The organism is Kribbella sp. NPDC004138 (genome assembly GCF_053603655.1).
Genome location: NZ_JBSGFZ010000003.1, coordinates 89,017 through 106,571 on the forward strand (window position 1 = coordinate 89,017; position 17,555 = coordinate 106,571).

The 17,555-nt window shown below is 69.5% G+C and carries 18 protein-coding genes; 13 read left to right on the forward strand and 5 right to left on the reverse strand.

All coding sequences use genetic code 11. The features are described from left to right. Positions 1-29: 29 nt before the first annotated feature. On the reverse strand, positions 30-542 hold the full coding sequence (locus ACWEOO_RS04580; protein WP_452141776.1) for a DUF2087 domain-containing protein: 513 nt from the start codon (positions 540-542) through the stop codon (positions 30-32). Positions 543-587: 45 nt separating this feature from the next. Between ACWEOO_RS04580 and ACWEOO_RS04585 the strand changes: the two genes are divergently transcribed. The 5 genes from ACWEOO_RS04585 to ACWEOO_RS04605 all read left to right on the forward strand — a co-directional run bounded on the left by ACWEOO_RS04585 (position 588) and on the right by ACWEOO_RS04605 (position 5,938). Continuing rightward, on the forward strand, positions 588-1,637 hold the full coding sequence (locus ACWEOO_RS04585; protein ID WP_452141777.1) for a P1 family peptidase: 1,050 nt from the start codon (positions 588-590) through the stop codon (positions 1,635-1,637). 108 nt (positions 1,638-1,745) lie between these two features. Further along, positions 1,746-2,480 (forward strand): ABC transporter ATP-binding protein, encoded by a 735-nt coding sequence (locus tag ACWEOO_RS04590; RefSeq protein WP_359928420.1) that lies wholly within the window; start codon positions 1,746-1,748, stop codon positions 2,478-2,480. 5 nt (positions 2,481-2,485) lie between these two features. Further along, on the forward strand, positions 2,486-4,126 hold the full coding sequence (locus tag ACWEOO_RS04595) for an FtsX-like permease family protein (protein ID WP_452142042.1): 1,641 nt from the start codon (positions 2,486-2,488) through the stop codon (positions 4,124-4,126). A 68-nt stretch (positions 4,127-4,194) separates the two neighbouring features. Continuing rightward, positions 4,195-4,806, forward strand: a complete 612-nt coding sequence (locus tag ACWEOO_RS04600) for a DUF5998 family protein (RefSeq protein ID WP_359928418.1) — start codon at positions 4,195-4,197, stop codon at positions 4,804-4,806. Positions 4,807-4,810: 4 nt separating this feature from the next. Then, positions 4,811-5,938: an alkaline phosphatase family protein gene (locus ACWEOO_RS04605; protein ID WP_452141778.1), complete on the forward strand. Its 1,128-nt coding sequence runs from the start codon at positions 4,811-4,813 to the stop codon at positions 5,936-5,938. Here ACWEOO_RS04605 and ACWEOO_RS04610 read toward each other — a convergent pair. Then, on the reverse strand, positions 5,935-7,578 hold the full coding sequence (locus tag ACWEOO_RS04610; protein ID WP_452141779.1) for a S8 family peptidase: 1,644 nt from the start codon (positions 7,576-7,578) through the stop codon (positions 5,935-5,937). The two genes, ACWEOO_RS04605 and ACWEOO_RS04610, sit on opposite strands and share 4 nt — an antisense overlap. A gap of 97 nt (positions 7,579-7,675) precedes the next feature. Between ACWEOO_RS04610 and ACWEOO_RS04615 the strand changes: the two genes are divergently transcribed. Then, on the forward strand, positions 7,676-8,329 hold the full coding sequence (locus tag ACWEOO_RS04615; protein WP_359928411.1) for a thymidine kinase: 654 nt from the start codon (positions 7,676-7,678) through the stop codon (positions 8,327-8,329). Then, entirely contained in the window at positions 8,326-9,159 is an 834-nt protein-coding gene (locus ACWEOO_RS04620; RefSeq protein WP_452141780.1) for a sulfurtransferase, read from the forward strand. Before ACWEOO_RS04615 ends, ACWEOO_RS04620 begins: the two co-directional genes overlap by 4 nt. Here the strand turns inward: ACWEOO_RS04620 and ACWEOO_RS04625 are convergent, their stop codons facing one another. Continuing rightward, positions 9,160-9,894: an SDR family NAD(P)-dependent oxidoreductase gene (locus ACWEOO_RS04625; protein ID WP_452141781.1), complete on the reverse strand. Its 735-nt coding sequence runs from the start codon at positions 9,892-9,894 to the stop codon at positions 9,160-9,162. A gap of 147 nt (positions 9,895-10,041) precedes the next feature. Here ACWEOO_RS04625 and ACWEOO_RS04630 point away from each other — a divergent pair, with 147 nt between their 5' ends. Continuing rightward, entirely contained in the window at positions 10,042-11,097 is a 1,056-nt protein-coding gene (locus ACWEOO_RS04630) for a DUF4185 domain-containing protein (RefSeq protein ID WP_452141782.1), read from the forward strand. On the opposite strand, the gene ACWEOO_RS04635 is transcribed toward ACWEOO_RS04630, so the two are convergent. After that, the gene (locus ACWEOO_RS04635) at positions 11,094-11,570 is read right to left on the reverse strand and encodes an N-acetyltransferase family protein (RefSeq protein ID WP_452141783.1); all 477 of its coding nucleotides are present in this window, start codon (positions 11,568-11,570) and stop codon (positions 11,094-11,096) included. The genes ACWEOO_RS04630 and ACWEOO_RS04635 overlap by 4 nt on opposite strands. Positions 11,571-11,611: 41 nt before the next feature. Then, the gene (locus ACWEOO_RS04640) at positions 11,612-11,983 is read right to left on the reverse strand and encodes a VOC family protein (RefSeq protein ID WP_452141784.1); all 372 of its coding nucleotides are present in this window, start codon (positions 11,981-11,983) and stop codon (positions 11,612-11,614) included. Positions 11,984-12,169: 186 nt separating this feature from the next. Between ACWEOO_RS04640 and ACWEOO_RS04645 the strand changes: the two genes are divergently transcribed. Genes ACWEOO_RS04645 through ACWEOO_RS04665 form a run of 5 tightly spaced genes read left to right on the forward strand, consistent with a single transcriptional unit; the run spans position 12,170 to position 17,505 of the window. Further along, entirely contained in the window at positions 12,170-13,570 is a 1,401-nt protein-coding gene (locus ACWEOO_RS04645; RefSeq protein ID WP_452141785.1) for an ABC transporter substrate-binding protein, read from the forward strand. Between the two features lie 4 nt (positions 13,571-13,574). Continuing rightward, entirely contained in the window at positions 13,575-14,489 is a 915-nt protein-coding gene (locus ACWEOO_RS04650; RefSeq protein WP_452141786.1) for a carbohydrate ABC transporter permease, read from the forward strand. Continuing rightward, the gene (locus tag ACWEOO_RS04655) at positions 14,486-15,379 is read left to right on the forward strand and encodes a carbohydrate ABC transporter permease (protein WP_452141787.1); all 894 of its coding nucleotides are present in this window, start codon (positions 14,486-14,488) and stop codon (positions 15,377-15,379) included. Before ACWEOO_RS04650 ends, ACWEOO_RS04655 begins: the two co-directional genes overlap by 4 nt. Continuing rightward, positions 15,376-16,251, forward strand: a complete 876-nt coding sequence (locus ACWEOO_RS04660) for an NAD-dependent epimerase/dehydratase family protein (protein WP_452141788.1) — start codon at positions 15,376-15,378, stop codon at positions 16,249-16,251. The genes ACWEOO_RS04655 and ACWEOO_RS04660 overlap by 4 nt, the downstream gene beginning before the upstream one ends. After that, positions 16,252-17,505 (forward strand): enolase C-terminal domain-like protein, encoded by a 1,254-nt coding sequence (locus ACWEOO_RS04665; protein ID WP_452141789.1) that lies wholly within the window; start codon positions 16,252-16,254, stop codon positions 17,503-17,505. Positions 17,506-17,555: the final 50 nt, after the last annotated feature.

A 17,555-nucleotide genomic window follows, 5' to 3' on the forward strand; every position in this document is an offset into this window, starting at 1 on the left:
GGATACGTCCTGTCGAGCTGCCACCCAGCTCAGGCCGAGCGGGTGTAAATGCTGTTCTTCCGGCTGAGAAGCCGGGCGTCGACGAGACCGCGGCGGAGGGCGGCGTGGTCCGGGTGCCGGCGGTTGAGGATCTCGTTGACCTCGGGCTCGGGGTACGCGCGGCCGGTCTCGAAGTCCTGCACGATGTACTCGAGCACGACCCGGTACTTGTCCGGGAACGTCGGGAAATGCGTCAACCGCCCGTCGCGGATGAACGACTTCAGCACGTTGTCCCGCGCCGGGTCGGGATCGAGCGGCACCCACTCCGGCCGGCTGTCCCGCACGGCGTCCTTGAACGCGCCCTCGTCGGCCGTGAATCCGTCCCGGCTCGCCGCGATCAGCCCGCCCTTGGTCAGCCGCTGCAACGCCTTCGCCACGACCGGCGCTGCGAGCCCCGTGCTCCCGGCGACCTGCTCGGGAGTGGAGGCGCCGAGGACGATCGCGGAGTACGTCCGCAACCTCGACGGTTCGGCCAGCAGACCACAGAGCTGATCGGCGTTCATGCCTTCACGCTAGTGCGGCCCGCAACCGGATTTAAGATCGTCGGCATGCAACCTGGTCCGCACAACGCGATCACCGATGTCCCCGGAATCCTGGTCGGCCAGGTCGAGCGCGTCGACCCGCCGTACCTGACCGGTACGACGGTCGTCTACGCCCCCGGGACGGCCGTCGCCGGCGTCGACGTCCGCGGCGGCGCGCCCGGCACCCGCGAGACCGACCTGCTCGCACCGGTGAACTCCAACGGCGGGGTGAACGCGGTCGTCCTGACCGGCGGCAGCGCGTACGGGCTCGACACCGCGGGCAGCGTGATGCACCGGCTCGAGGAGCGCGGCGAAGGCGTCCGGGTCGGCCAGGGCGAGTACGACGTGGTGCCGATCGTGCCGGCCGCGGTGATCTTCGACCTCGCCCGCGGCGGCGACTTCAAGGCCCGCCCGGAGCCGTCCTGGGGAGCGGACGCATTCGACGCCGCCACCGACGGACCGGTTGCCCTCGGCAACCACGGCGCGGGAGCCGGCGCCCGGGCCCGGTCCCTGAAGGGCGGTGTCGGTTCCGCGAGCGTCCGGCTCGACGACGGGACGACGGTCGGCGCGCTGGTGATCGTGAACGCGGCCGGCTCCACAGTGGATGCCGGCGGCAACCTGTACGGCGCCCGCCTCGGCCTCGGCGCCGAGTTCGGTCACCTGCGGACACCGGTCGAGCCGCCGCCGCCCGCCGCGCCCGGGCGCAACCTGATCCCCGGGCCCTCGATGAACACCGTGATCGCCGTCCTGGCCACCGACGTACCGCTGGACAAGGCCGCCGCGCAACGGATGGCGATGATCGCGCACGACGGTCTGGCCCGGGCCATCGACCCGATCCACACGCTGGTCGACGGCGACAGCATCTTCGCGCTGTCGACGGGTGCGGCCGGCGAGCCGCGGCTGGGCGTGACCGATCCGGCCGCGATCGGTCAGCTGGAGACCCTGTTCGCCGCCGGCGCGCGGACCCTGTCGCGGGCAATCGTGCACGCGATGCTCAACGCCGAGTCCGTGCAGACGCCGGCGGGCTCGATCCCGAGCTACCGCGACGCCTACCCGTCGGCGTTTCGGACCGACTGACGTACGACCTGGGTCGTACGCCGCACAGTCGAAAGGCGCCGGAAGACGACGGCAAGACCGGTCCGCGGGCCGACGATCGCCGTCGCCGTTCCCGGAAGGCTCTGCGGTATGAACTTTCAGAGTCCCCAGCCCCAGGTCGTGCTCAGCGGTCACGGCTTGGTCAAGCACTACGGCAGCGTGGTCGGCCTGGCCGGTGTCGACGTCGCTGTCCGGTCCGGCGAAGCGCTCGCGGTCATGGGCCCGAGCGGTAACGGCAAGACCACCCTGCTGCATGTGCTCGCCGGCATCCTCACGCCGGACCAGGGCGAGGTGTGGCTGGGCGGCGAACGTGTCGACCAGCTGAACGACGCGGCCCGGACGGTTTTGCGCCGCCGTCGTCTCGGCTTCGTGTTCCAGGACAACCAGTTGCTCGCCGAGCTCCCCGCGGACGAGAACGTCGCCCTTCCGCTCATGGTCGACGGTCTGAGCCGGCATGAGGCGATCGGACGGGCGCGTACGACGCTGGCCCAGGTCGGGCTCGCTGCCGAGGTGGGCCGTCGACCCGGTGAGCTGTCCGGCGGTCAGGCCCAGCGGGTCGCCATCGCGCGGGCCCTGGTCGGGGAGCCGCAAGTGGTGTTCGCCGACGAGCCGACGGGCGCGCTGGACGCCGCCACCGGCTCCCAGGTCATCGACCTGCTCGTCGGCGCGGCCACGTACCGCGGCGCCGCGGTAGTCGTCGTCACCCACGACAACGCGGTTGCCGCTCGCTGCCACCGAGCCCTCCACATCGTCGACGGCCGCGTCAGCGACGGGACCGGCTTCGCTCCGACGGCCGGACCGCTCGGGCCGGGGGTGCGGCCGTGAACCCGATGACTGACCTGGGGCTGCGGTTCGTACGGCGGCCGGGGCCGGGCGGGCGCGCCGCGAACTTGGCCGCGTTCGGGGCGACCGCGGTGGTCGCGCTGCTCGTCACGTTCCTGATCGCCGGATCGCTCGGCTTGTCGCAGCGTTCCGAGCGGATCGGGTGGCGCAGCGGCGACAAGGCCGATCCGGCGACCGCCATCGGAACGATGAAGCTCGACGACGACCAGCGCGTTGACGGCCACCGCCTCACAGTCCTCGAACTGGCCACGCTCAAGCCCAACGAGCTGGCGCCGCCGCCCGGCCTCGACCACACACCCAAGGCCGGAGAGGTCTTCGTGTCCCCGGAGGTCGCGAAGCGCTGGTCCAGCCTCAGCAAGGAGTACGGCGTCGACAAGCCGACCGGTGTGATCAGCGACAAGGGACTGTCGTCGCCGGAGGAGTTCATCGTCATCCGTGGCGTCGAAACGATCCCCGCCGACGAGCACCCGCAGTACGTGAGCAGCTGGCACGAGAAGGTCTGGGACAGTCGCATGCTCGGCCTGCTCATCGCAGTGGCGTTCGGCATCACCCTGGTGCTGTTCCCGATCCTCAGCCTCGTCGGACAGGCCGCTGGTGTCGCGGCGAAGCGTCGCGAGCACCGGCTGGCCGCACTGCGTCTCGCCGGTGCCACTCGGACCCAGGTGCTCTGGCTGAGCGCAGTAGAACAAGCCGTGCTCGGTCTGGCCGGTGCAGTCGTCGGCCTGGTCGGCTACACGGTCCTGAGTCCGCTGATCGCGCGGATCCCGCTCGGCGGCGGCCGTTGGTACGTCGGCGACATCACCGTCCAGTGGTGGACAGTGCTCGTCGTACTCGCCGCCGTACCCGTTCTGTCCGTGATCAGCGCGCTGATCGGGCTCGGGCGCGTCAGCATCACCCCACTGGGCGTCGTACGCGGCCAGACGCGCAAGGGCCTCAGCGTGCTGCGGCTGGGGCTCCTGATCATCGGCCCGGTGATCCTGGCGTACTACGGCATGCAGGCGGCCGTTCTGCCCTTGCTGATCGGGGTCGGGTTCGCCGCACTCGCCGTGCGCATCATCGGACCATGGGCGGTGCAACTGGTCGGCAAGGCAATGGCGAAGGCGGCGAACGGTCCGGTCATGTTGCTGGCCGGCCGGCGATTGGTCGACGACCCGAAGGGCGCCTTCCGGCCCGTGGCCGCGCTCGTGCTGTCCGGTTTCGTCACCGGCTTCATCTCGGTGTTCATGCCGCCCGGTAAGGACGACCCGAGCTTCAACGACATGCGGATCGGTGTGGCATTGCTGTTGTCGCTGGTGTTCCTCACCGTGGCCGCCTCGACTGCCGCGGGCGCAGTCGGTACGGCGCTGGACCAGGCGGCTCCCGCACGGGCGCTGCGGCGCTCGGGTGTGCCGCTGTCGGTGATCGAGCGGGCCGCGCGGCTGGCGGCCGTCGTACCTGTCGTGGGGGTCGGTCTGCCCGTCGTCGGGTTCGGCGCGCTGTGCGGGCTGGCGTTGAGCGGCGGAAAGGTGATGACCGGCGGGAGTTCCGGTGTCTTGCTGCTGCTCGGACAGGTCGTCGCGGGCCTCGTCCTGGTCACGCTCGCCGGTACGGCCGGTGCACCCGTGCTGCGGAAGGCAAGTGCGAACTGATCGCGGTTGTCCACAGGTGCAGGTGTTGGGTGAAACGCTCCGGGGCACGGTCGTGCAAGGATGAGGGCATGCGTGACCTGAATGCACCGGAGCTCACCGATGCGTCCGCCGACCTGCGCGCGGCGATCGATCGGTGCGGCTACTACCCCGACGTGGTGACCGACTCGCTCGAGGTGGCGATCGCCGGCGAGCCGATCCGGGCCTACGTGCTGCAGCACGAGCCGACGTTCGACCGGGACGAGGTCCGGCGGCACATCACGATCCTGGCGCTCACCCCGTCCCGGCTGATCGTCGGCCACACCGACGAGCACGCGGCCGACGAGCTGATCCGCGCGCCGTATGCGTCGACCTCGACCGAGGCGATCCCGCTGCACCGGGTGAACGCCGTCGTCGTGAACCGCGTCGTGCCGAACCCGGCCGGCTACGCCACCGGCAAGGCCGATCCCGCGGTGGCGGGCAGCGGCGAGGTCGTGCTGACCATCGGCTGGGGCATGGTGAACCGGATCGACCTGGAGCCGGCCGTCTGCGCCGACCCGAACTGCGAGGCCGACCACGGCTACACCGGGTCCGTCGCCGCCGACGACATCTCGTTGCGGATCAGCGCCGCGGCCGACGGCCCGGCGGGCATCCAGCAGGTGCTCGAGTTCGCGAAGGCCCTCTCGTTCGCGACCAGCAGGTAATGCCGTGATCCTGCCGGTTGCCCCGCAGTACGGCGGTGGCGCGCTCGCCGACGTCCTGCCCTCGGTGGCCGGCGCGCTGTCGGTGCCGGGCGAGGCGAATCTGCTCGACCTGCCACCCGCCTCGCGGTATGCCGTTCTGCTGCTGGACGGCCTCGGCTGGAACCTCCTGAAGCGCTACGGCGACGCCGCGCCGTACCTGTCGTCGCTGATGCCGGCCGGCCGCAGCCTGACCGCCGGTGTGCCGTCGACGACCGCTGTCAGCCTGACGAGCCTCGGCACCGGGCTGCCGCCGGGCGCGCACGGCATCGTCGGCTACACGTCCATCGTCCCGGAGACCGGCGCGCTGCTGAATGCGCTGGCCTGGGACGCCCCGGTGGATCCCCGCCGCTGGCAGCCGCACGGGACGGTCTTCGACCGCGCCGCGGCGGCGGGCGTCGCCACGCGCAACGTCAGCAAGTCGCGGTTCGACAGCTCAGGGCTGACGGCCGCCGCGTTCCGGGGGAGTGCGCACCGCGGGGCCGACACGGTCGAGGACCGCCTGGACGCCACCCGGTTCGCGAGCCGGGAAGGCCAGTCGTCGCTGGTCTACGTGTATGACTCGCAGCTGGACTACATCGGCCACCAGCAGGGCTGCGACTCTTGGCAGTGGCAGAAGGAGTTGACCGCGGCCGACACATTCGCGCAGCAGGTGCGGTCGGCGCTGCCCCGGGACGCCGTGCTCGTCGTTGTCGCCGACCACGGCATGGTCGATGTCGCACCCGAGCACCGCGTCGACCTGGACCTCGAGCCCGCACTGACCGAGGGCGTGTCCCTCGTCGGCGGCGAGTCGCGGTTCCGGCACCTGTACTGCGTGCCCGGCGCCGAGGCCGATGTCCTCGCCGTCTACCGGGAGCGGCTCGGCGAGAAGGCGCTGGTGCTCCCGCGCTCCGAGGCGATCGCGCGCGGCTGGTTCGGCCCGCTCGTCGAGGACCGGGTGACGCCACGACTCGGAGATGTCATTGTGGCGACGCTAGGACCGGTCGCGCTGGTCGCGAGCAAGCGCGCCGCGCAAGAGGCCGGGCTGATCGGCCTGCACGGCTCACTGACCGCGGACGAGATGGAGATCCCGCTCCTCGTCGACGCGGGCTATTAGAAGCTCCAGACGTCCCAGAAGAAGCTCGTGCTGGCGGTCTTCGCTTCGCCGTCGCGGGCGGTGACGGTGACCTTGTAGCGACCGGCGCCAGGGGTCAGGACGCCGGTGATCCAGCCGCGCTCCGGGTCGATCGTCAGGCCGGGCGGCAGACCGGTCGCCGAGTAGCTGATGTCGCCGGTGCCGCCGGTGCCCTTCATCAGCAGCGGGATCGCCGGGATGCCGCCGACACCGAGCTGCTCGGACGGTTCGGTGATCGAGATCGCGCCCTGCGGCTGGGCCTCCGCGGCACCGACCGCCTCGGCCGCGTCGACAAGGCCCTCGCCGTAGTACGAGTTGTTGCCCGCGGACCCGCTGCACTCACCGGAGGCAGCCGGAGGGCAGGCCAGGTCGTTGGCCTGCTGGGCGAGCCGGGCCCGGACTTGGGCCGCCGACAGCTTCGGGTCGGCGCTGCGGATCAGGGCCGCGACGCCCGCGACGTGCGGCGACGCCATCGACGTACCCTCGAGGATCTTGTAGCCGCCGCCGGGCACCGTCGAGTACACGGCCTGGCCCGGGGCGGCGAGGTTGATCTTGTTGTCGCCGAAGTTCGAGAACGGCGACTTCGCGCTGGTCGGGTCGACCGACGCGACCACGGTCACGTTCGGGAGCTCGGTCGGCAGGCTGATGCAGTCGTTGGTGACCGCGCGGTCGGTCGCGGTCGAGTCGTCGGGGCTGGACACGTCGTCGGTCTTGTTCGCGAGGTCGTAGTCCTCGTTGCCGGCCGCGGCGACGTTCACGACGCCCTTGCTGTCGGAGTACGCGACGGAGCGGCGGACCGCCTCCGCGATCGCGTCCTGGTCCTTGTCGCTCGGGCAGTTGAACAGCCACGGGTCGACGTAGTAGCTGTTGTTGGTCACCGACACGCCCTTGTCGGCGGCGAACATGAACGCGCACACCGTGTTCTCCGGGAAGAACAATTGGCTGCCGGCCTCGGCCACCCGGATCGAGGACACCTTCACACCGGGCGCGACCCCGATCATGCCGATCCCGTTCTTCGCACCGGCGATCGTGCCGGCCACGTGCGTCCCGTGCTCGCCGACCGGCCGCCACGAGCCGGGCCGGGTGTCGACCTTGCCGTACGCGCACGACGCCGACCGGGTCGCGTCGAAGTTGGGCTTCAGGTCCGGGTGCAGGTCGTCGACGCCGGTGTCGAGCACGCCGACGGTGATGTTCTTCGAGCCGGGGTTCTTCGCCCAGGCGCGGTCCGCCCCGATCTGGGTCATGTCGGAGCGGTCGGTCTCGGCCTGCGTCGTCTGGGTCTCCGGGACCGCCTGCGGGATCGCCGGGTTCGCCACGTCCGCGGGCAGGTCCGACGTCCGGGTGGCGCCGGCCTTCTCGACACCGTCGACACCGCGCAACTGGTCCGCGAAACCGGCCGTCGCCGAGTGCGCGACGATCACGCCGATCGCGTCGTACGTCGCGTAGACCGTGCCGCCGTTCTGCGTGATGGCGTCGGTGACCTTGCCGGTCTGCCCGGGGGCGGTGATCACGAAGTACGCCCGCAGACCCGCCTCGGACCGGACCGGCGCGGCACCGGCCGGAAGGGTGGCGGAGGCGACCGTCAGGACGGCCACGAGGACGACGAGCAGAGCTTTGCGCACGATCCATTCAAGCTGAACCGGGGCCCAGAACCCAAGCCACCCCTCCGACACACCCCGGAGTGCGGTGCGGCCCTCTGACTTGGCAGGATGTTCGCCCGTGGCGGAGCTCCTGTATTTCACCGGGACGATGGACTGTGGGAAATCGACCCTGGCACTCCAGATGGATCACAACCACAAGGCACGCGGGAGGCTCGGCAGGATCTTCACCAGCCACGACCGGGCGGGGGAGTCGGTCCTCTCGTCGCGGCTCGGGCTGTCCGCGGACGCGGTCGAGGTGCGGACCGAGTTCGACTTCTGGGACTACGTCGTCGGCGAGCTGACCCACGGCGGCCGGATCGACTACGTGGTGTGCGACGAGGCGCAGTTCTACAGCCCGCTGCAGATCGAGCAGCTCGCGCGGCTGGTCGACGAGCTGCAGATCGACGTGTTCTGCTTCGGCATCCTGACCGACTTCCGGGCGTCGCTGTTCCCGGGGTCGGCGCGGCTCGTCGAGCTCGCCGACCGGATGGAACTGCTCCAGGTCGAGGCGCTGTGCTGGTGCGGTGAACGGGCCACGCACAACGCCCGTACGATCGGTGGAGAGATGGTGACCGAGGGCGAGCAGCTGGTGGTGGGCGACATCGTGACACGGGACCACGAGGTCGCGTACGAGGTGCTCTGCCGCCGGCACCACCGCCGGCGCCTCACCCAGGCCCGCGCCCGGGCCACCCTGTCACCCGAAGTCCTGCCGTTCGGAGGAGCTGCGTCATGAGCCCGTTGATCACTGTGGACGAGCTGCGTGCACTGGAGACCGCTCCGGTGCTGGTCGACGTGACGTGGAACCTGGCCGGTCCGCCCGGCAAGGAGGCGTACGACGCCGGTCACCTGCCCGGGGCGTACTTCGTCGACCTCGACACCGAGCTCGCCGCCCCGCCTGGCCCCGGCCGTCACCCGTTGCCCACCGCAACCACCGTGACAGCCACCTTCGCCCGCCTCGGCATCACCTCCGCCGACACCCCCGTCGTCGTCTACGACGCGAACAACGCCATGTCGGCCGCCCGCGCCTGGTGGACCTTCCGCTACTTCGGCCTCACCGACGTCCGAGTCCTCGACGGCGGCCGCGCCGCCTGGCAATCCGCCGGCGAACACCTGACGACCGAGGTCCCGTCAGGAGGTGTGCCAGGTGTGCCAGGTGGGTTCGTGGCGACTCCTGGGCATATTCCTGTTCTCGACGCTGAAGGGGCCGCCGCGGTGGCCGCGAAGGGGATTCTGCTGGATGCGCGGGCTCCGGAGCGGTTTGCGGGGGAGGTGGAGCCGATGGATCCGGTGGCCGGGCACATCCCGGGGGCGGTGAACGCGCCGACCGGCGCCAACGTCACCGAGAGCGGGCACTTCCGGACGCCCGCCGAGCTCCGCCAGCGGTTCACCGCGCTGGGCGTCACGGAGGGCGCCGACGTGGCCGTCTACTGCGGCTCCGGTGTCACCGCCGCCCACGAAGCCCTCGCACTGGAATCCGCCGGCATCCCAGCCGCCGTCTACATCGGCAGCTGGTCGGAGTGGATCACCGACCCCACCCGCCCGGTAGCGACCGGCAAGGACTGATCACCAGGCGATCGGTCCCAGCCGGTCCTCGAAGGTTCCGGTCGGGCCGTCCGGGCCGATCGTCGCCAGCCGGATGATCGAGTCGGTGCCTTCGGTGACGGTCAGCTGACCCTTGTGCTGGTTCATGTCCGTGGCGGCGAATGTCTGCTTCTCGACCTCGCCCGGGGTGATGGCGTTGAACTTGATGCCCGGCAGCGCCTGCGCGTACCGGACGGTGAGCATGTTCAGCGCCGCCTTGGACGAGCTGTAGGCGAGCTCGTGCATCTTCGAGACCGGCTGCTCCGGGTCCTGTACGACGCTGAAGGCGCCGCCGGCGCTGGACACCATCACCACCCGCGGGTTGTCCGCCGCTTCGAGCAACGGCAGGAACGCCCGCGTCACCCGCACCGGTCCGTAGACGTTCGCGTCGTACACGGCATGGAGCTCGTCGGCGGAAGCCTCGGACGGGTGGATCACCTGTCCGGGTGCGCCGGCGTTGTTGACCAGTACGTTGAGGTGCTCGGTGTGCCGCCGTACGGCGTCCAGCGCGCCGGCCACCGAGGTGTCGGAGGTGACGTCGAGCTGGACGAAGACGACGTCGATGCCGTCCGCGGCAAGCTTGCCTGCGGCCTCTCGCCCTCGGTGCTCGTCGCGTGCGCCGAGGAAGACCTTCCATCCCATCTCGCCGAGCCGGCGAGCCGTTTCGTAACCCAGTCCTTTGTTCGCGCCGGTGATGAGCGCTGTCGTGTTCGTCATGCCCAAGAGATGCCGGCGCGCTGCCCCGTGTGACCGTGAGCTGCACCACGCCTTTCGGCGCCCGGTTCAAGGGTTGACTTCGGATCGGACCTGCGGGAGGGTGAGCCAGAAATCGATTTCCCATCCACCGCCCCGTTGGGAGTTCTGATGATGAAGCGATCCACGTTCCTCCGCGGCGCGCTCGGCGCCGGCGTGCTGGCCGCCGTCCCTGGCCGGGCCTTCGCAGGCAGCCAGGCCGTGCTGACCAACAAGGTCGCCGATCTGACCGGGCCGGGCCTCACCGACCGGTTCCGGATGGCGGCCACGGATCTCGGGATCCCCGCGCGCACGCCGGACGGGCGTCTGCTGTTCATGTTCGGCGACACGTTCGAGGAGGCCCGGGTCGGCGGCGGTTGGTGGCGATCGCCGGTTGCGCTCTGGTCGACGACCTCGAACCTCGGCACCGGCGTGAAGTGGTCGGGCGCGGTGGGCGGGGACGCCGCTCAGCAGTTGTGGGACTACCCGCACGACAACCCGACGTTCTCGACCGTGCTGCCGTCGGACGTGATCACCATCGGCGGGTCGATGTACCTGCACGCGATGGTCAACAAGGGGCTCGGCAACGTGGTCTGGACCGAGATCTGGCGGTCGGACAACTCCGGCGCGAGCTGGTACCACACCGGCGCGAAGTTCGGCCCGAACATCGACGGCGGGATGTTCCAGCTGCTGACCTGGGGGCTCGGGAACGACGGGTACGTGTACGTCTACTCGACCGGTTTCCAGCGCAACAAGCCGATCATCCTGAAGCGCGTCCGCCAGGAGCAGATCGCGAACCCGGCGGCGTACGAGCCGTGGGGTTACCGCGACGGCGTCTGGGCGTGGGGCAACCCCGCGACGCCGATCCTGACCGGGAGCTTCGGCGAGATGAGCCTGCGTCCGCTCGGCGGCAAATGGGTGCTGACCTGGTTCAACGCGGGCGACTACCGGATCGACGGCATGATCATGGACACGCCGACGTCCAACCTCTACACGGCGTACCGGCAGACCCTGATCTACGGTGGCGCCTGGGGTTCCGAGGACGGCAACCACGTCGCCCAGCTGTACGGCGGGTACGTCATCCCCGGATCCACGCTCTCGGACCTGCACCTGTCCGTCAGCCAGTGGAACACGGCGAACGGCTGGCCCTACCGAGTCATGCAGTTCCGCGTCCGCGGCTTCGGCTAGAGCTCGAGAACCATCGTGTCCGAGGTGCCGACCACACCGGTCTTGCGGAAGCCGAGGGACTCGTAGAGGCGGCGGGCCGGGTTGTCCGGATCGACGCTGAGTGAGAGGCGCTCGTACGACGCAGCGCGCGCCTGGGTGATCAGCTCGGCGAGGACGGCTCGCGCGACACCGCGCCGGCGAAAGGCGGGGGAGACGCCCAGGGTGAGCTCGGGTACGTCGTCGCCGACGTACCCGTAGCCGGGGCGGTCCGCGGTGAGCTGACGGGCCCAAGTGGCGCCGGCGGGGGAGTCGTCGAGTTCCGCGATCACGCCGAAGTCGCTCTCGCGCGGCCAGCCGTCGAGGTACCGCCACGCGTGGTCGTCGGCCCGCGCCTTCTCCTCGTCGTACCAGGGCGTCCCGTCCCAGTTGCACGCCTCGAGCAACATCTCGAGCAGGAAGGGAAGGTCGGCAGCGGTCGCCGGTCGCAGCTTCATGCGCCCATCCTCCCCGCCGGCGCCATCGACCTGCACCCGATTTACTGCGCCCCGGCGACCCCGATCAGGTTGCCCTCGGGGTCGGTGAACTGCCCGACCACCAGCTTCCCGGGCACGCCCTCCGGCCCGAACACCCGCTGTCCACCAAGCTCCTCGGCCCGTCCCAGCGCCGCCTCGACGTCATCCACCCCGACGTAGAACAGCACCTTCGCCCGGAGCGACGCCCCGCCTCCCACACCTCCGTTGAGCCCGGCGATCCCGGCGTCGACGAACCCGTACCGGCCCGGCTCCGAAACCTTCCCGGACACGGTGTCGCCGAGCTCGAAGCTCCACCCGAAGAGGCCGCGGTAATACGCCTGCAGCCGGGCGGGATCGGTACCGGTGATCTCGAAGTGCACGATCTGGTTGGCCATGTCTGGCTCCTTTCGTCCCTGGTACGTCGGTGTCCGGGCCGGCGGCTCGACATGTTGCGAAAGCGTTGTGGCAAAAGCTGGGCGCCAGCTCTTGAGTTAGTAACACGCTTGGTTTAACTTACTCGGGACCTGGCCGGTGTGTGGCTCAGAGCACATCGGCGGCATCCGGAAACCTGAGGAGTTCCGATGACGAGAGTGAGCAGGTGGGGCCGGTACGGGACTGCCCTGGGGGTGGCCGGGCTGCTGCTCGCGGCGGCCGGCTGCGCGAAGGCGACGGACCCGTCGTCCGGCGGCGCTGCTGCGGCCGGCGGCGAGATCGACGAGAAGGCGCCGGTCACCATCACGATCGGCGACCGCCCGACCCCTGACAAGCCGAACGACATCAAGGCGTTCGAGCAGAAGATCAAGGACTTCACGGCGAAGTACCCGAACATCACGGTGAAGTCGACCGAGACCAAGTGGGAGGCGCAGACCTTCCAGGCCCAGGTGGCCGGCGGCACGCTGCCGACGGTGATGAACATCAGCTTCACCGAGCCGGCCAACATGATCCCGAACAAGCAGCTCCCGGACATCACCGACGAGCTGAAGCTGGTCGACCTGACCAAGGACCTGAACCCGAACGTGCTGAAGATCGTCCAGGACGCGAACGGGCGGATCTACGGCGTCCCGATCGACGTGTTTTCGGTCGGCCTGGCCTACAACCGCGCGCTGTTCACACAGGCCGGTCTCGACCCGGACAAGCCGCCGACGAGCTGGGACGAGGTCCGGCAGTACGCCAAGCAGATCGCCGAGAAGACCGGCAAGGCCGGCTACGCGCAGCTGACCACGAACAACACCGGCGGCTGGATGCTGACCACGATGACGTACAGCATGGGCGGCACCGTCGAGAGCCAGGACGGCAAGAAGAGCACGTTCAACGACGCGCCGACCAAGAAGGCGCTGCAGTTGCTCAAGGACATGCGCTGGACCGACAACTCGATGGGCAGCAACTTCCTCTACAACCAGGAGGAGATCCGGCAGGACTTCGCCGCGGGGAAGATCGGCATGGTCCTGCAGGCGCCGGACGCGTACGACATGAGCGTGAAGAACTTCGGGATGAAGCCCGCCGACTACGGCCACGGCGCGCTGCCGCAGGACGGCGGCCCGAACGGCACCCTGACCGGCGGCTCGCTGAAGATGATCAGCCCGAAGGCGACCAAGAACGAGGTCGTCGCGGCGCTGAAGTGGATCAAGTTCGACCAGTTCGACAAGTACACGACCGAGGCGCTCGCCGTGCAGGACGCGAAGACCACGATCGCGGACAAGGGCTTCGTCGGGCGACCGGGCATCACGCCGCTGAGCCAGGAGACCTACGACCAATACAACAAGTGGCGCGAGCCGTATGTGAACGTCCCGGTCAAGCAGTTCCAGGGCTACATCGACTCGACCACGAGCCTGAAGCTGCTGCCCGAGCCGTCGAACAAGGGCCAGGAGGTCTACTCGCTGCTCGATCCGGTCGTCCAGCAGGTGCTGACGAAGAAGGATGCGGACATCGACAAGCTGGTGAGCGACGCCGCCTCGAAGATCGACGCCCGTCTCGCGCGGTAGCCCCATGTTCCAGCAGAGAACGCAGAAGTCCGGCCGGAGTGTTACCACCTGGTACCGCTCCGGCGGGCTCAGCGCCGTCCTGTTCGCCGTGCCCCTGGTGCTGATCTTCCTGTACTTCTCCTGGGGCCCGATCGTCCGCGGCCTGGTGCTCAGCTTCCAGAAGAACAACCTCGTCCAGGCGCCGGAGTGGGTCGGGATGGCGAACTTCAGCTACGTGCTGACCGACCCGCAGCTTCCGCAGGCCGCGCTCAACACGCTGTACTTCGCCTTCCTGGCGCTGGTCTTCGGTTTCCCGGTGCCCTTGTTCCTGGCCGTGTTCATCAGCGAGTTGCGCCGCACCGGCTGGCTCTACAACGTGCTGTCGTACCTGCCGGCCGTCGTACCGCCGGTGGCCGCGATCCTGTTGTGGAAGTTCTTCTACGACCCGAGTACGACGGGCGTGTTCAACTCGATCCTCGGCTGGTTCGGGATCGGGCCGTTCGCCTGGCTGAACTCGCAGTCGCTGGCGATGCCCGCGATCGTGCTCGAGGCGACCTGGGCCGGCGCCGGCGCGACCTCGATCATCTACCTGGCGGCGCTGACCGGCGTCCGTACGGAGCTGTACGAGGCGGCCGAGCTGGACGGGTCCGGGATCTGGAGCCGGGTCTGGCACGTCACGCTGCCGCAGATCCGCGGAATCATCCTGATCATGATGCTGCTGCAGCTGATCGGCACGTTCCAGGTGTTCACCGAGCCGTTCCTGTTCACCGGCGGCGGCCCGAACAACGCCACCCTGTCGATCCTGCTGCTGATCTACCGGTACGCGTTCATCAACGGCGACTTCGGCGCCGCGACCGCGCTCAGCGTGCTGCTCGCCGGGGTGCTGTGCGTGCTGTCGGTCATCTACCACTTCGTCACCCGCCGCTGGAGTACGACATGACCCGTGACAATTCCCCGGAACGCGGAATCATCTCCTTCGCCGACCGGAAAGTTTCGGCGGTCCGCTACGGGTTGCCGGCGATCCAGGTGCTGCTGTTCATTGGCGTGGTGATCGCCGGTGTCGGACCTCTGCTGTGGCTGCTGAAGTCCGGTGTCTCGACGAGTCAGGACATCGTGCGCGGCCCGATGCAGCTGTGGCCCTCGGGCATCCAGGTGCAGAACATCCCCGACGCCTGGAACCGCGTGCAGATCGGCGCGTACCTGGGCAACACCGCGTTCATCGCGATCGGCTCGATGATCTCGACGTTGTTCGTGTGTACCACGGGCGCCTTCGTGCTGAGCATCCTGCGGCCGAAGTGGGGGCCGATCATCACCGGCGCGGTGCTGGCGACGCTGTTCCTGCCCGGTGTCATCTCGCTGGTGCCGCTCTACATGACGGTGCTGAAGCTGCCGCTGCTCGGGATCAGCCTGCAGAACACCTTCTGGGCGGTCTGGTTGCCGTCGGCGGCCGGCGCGTTCAACGTGCTGGTGATGAAGCGGTACTTCGACTCGATCCCGCGCGAGCTGATCGAGGCCGCCCGGATCGACGGCGCGAGCAACCTGCGGCTGTTCACGGCACTGATCCTGCCGCTGTCGAAGCCGATCGTCGGAGTGGTCGCCCTGCTCACCGTCATCGGCTCGTGGAAGGATTACCTCTGGCCGCTGCTGGTGCTGCCGGATCCACGGCTGCAACCGATCTCGGTGGCGCTGCCGCGGGTGCAGAAAACCACAGAGATTTCGTTGCAGATGAGCGCCCTGTTCCTCGCGGTGCTGATTCCTGTGGTGCTGTTCTTGTTGTTCCAGAAACAGTTCCTGCGCGGGGTGGGAATGGCCGGAGGTGTGAAGGAGTGAGTGAACTGAACGGTCGGCGGGTGCTGGTCACGGGGGCCGCCGGGCGGATCGGGATGACGACGGTCGAGCACCTGAACGCGCTGGGTGCGAAGGTGACCGCGTTGAGCAATGTCGAGCACCCGGACCTGAAGGCGGACCGGGTGCTGATCGGCGACACCCGGTCCGAGACCGACGTCGCGCACGCGCTGGAGGGCGCGGAGTACGTCGTCCACCTGGCGGCGCTCCCGCACCCGTCGGCCGGCACGCCGTACGAGGTGTACTCGATCAACGTGGTGTCGACGTTCAACGTGCTGGCCCAGGCCGGTGCCCTCGGCATCGACCGGGCCGTCATCGCGAGCAGCATCAACGCCACCGGTGTACCGTTCAACCCGCACGAGATCCGGCCGCCGTACTTCCCGTGGGACGAGCAGGCGGCGAGCGACGTCGGCGATGCGTACTCGCTGTCGAAGCAGAACGACGAGAACACCGCCCGGATGGCGTGGCGGCGGTGGGGGATCGACGTGGTCGCGTTCCGGTTCCCGCACGTGAACTCGCCGGACGTGCTGCAGGAGATGTCCGAGCATGTCCGCAAGCATCCGGCCGGCGGGTTGCGGGAGGCGTGGAGCTACCTCGACACCCGGGACGCGGCGTACGCCGTCGAGCTCGGACTGACGGCGCCGCTGTCCGGCGCGCACACCTTCTTCGTCACCGCGAGCACCACGATCGCGCCGTACCCGACCGAGGACCTGCTCGACGCGTACGCGCCGGACGTGCCGCGGTCGCGCTCGTTCACCGGGCGCGAGGTGCCGATCGACCTGACCGCCGTACGGACTGTGCTGGGCTTCGAGGCCCGGCACGAACTCGACCTACCCACCCTTCCTCTGGAGCTCTGAATGCCCTCGAACTTCGACCAGCCGTGGCCCGTCCGCGACGACATCCGGATCCGCGAGGTGAAGGCGATCGTCACGGCACCGCAAGGCATCCCGCTGGTGGTCGTGAAGATCGACACCACCGAACCGGGCCTGTACGGGCTCGGCTGCGCCACGTTCACCCAGCGCTGGAAGGCGGTCCAGACGTTCGTCGACGAGCACCTGGCGCGGCTGCTGGTCGGCCGCTACCCCGGTGACATCGGCGACCTCACGCGGCTCGCGTCGTACTCGGGCTACTGGCGCGGCGGTCCGGTCACCAACAACGCGATCTCCGGCATCGACCAGGCCCTGTGGGACATCGCCGGCAAGCGCGCCGGGATGCCGGTGTACGAGCTGCTCGGCGGCAAGGTCCGCGCCGCCGCCGACACCTACATCCACGCCAGCGGCAAGACGATCGAGGACACGATCGACCACGCGCAGAAGCTGATCGCGCAGGGCTGGCGGCACATCCGGCTGCAGGTCTCCACCCCGGGCGGCGGCGGGTACGGCGCTCCGCAGGTGCCGACGCTCTACCCCGACTCGCCGTACCGCAACGGCTGGTCGGCCCGCGACTACCTGCGCACCACGCCGGAGCTGTTCGCGGAGGCACGGCAGGCGCTGCCGGACAACATCGAACTGCTGCACGACGTGCACTCGCGGCTGACCCCGAAGGAAGCAGTCCTGCTGGCGCGCTCTCTCGAGCCGTACGGGCTGTTCTTCCTCGAGGACGTGCTGCCGCCCGAGCACTGGGACCGGCTGCCCGAGGTGCGGGCGGCGTCGCCGGTGCCGCTGGCGGTCGGCGAGCTGACCACGTCGATGACGGACGCCGTCCGGCTGGTCCGCGAGCACGGCGTCGACTTCATCCGCTCGCACGTGTCCGACATCGGCGGCCTCACCCCGGCGCGGAAGCTGGCCGATCTCGCCGAGCTGTCCGGCGTACGGACGGCCTGGCACGGACCGGGCGACACCTCGCCGATCGGCGCGGCGGCGAACGTGGCGCTGGACGTCACCTCTGTTGCCTTCGGCATCCAGGAGGGGCACATCTACAACGAGGCGACGTACGAGGTGTTCCCCGGCACGCTGCGGATCGAGGACGGCTGGCTGCGGCCGAACGAGGCGCCCGGCTGGGGTATCGACGTCGACCTGGAGGCGGCGGCCCGTTATCCGGCGGAGTTGTCCGGTCACGACGAGTGGGCGGCCGGCGTCCGGCGGATCGACGGAGCGCTCGAGGCACCGTGATCCGGGCGGTCCGGCAGTACGATCACGGCCAGTGAGGGACGAGACGGGGA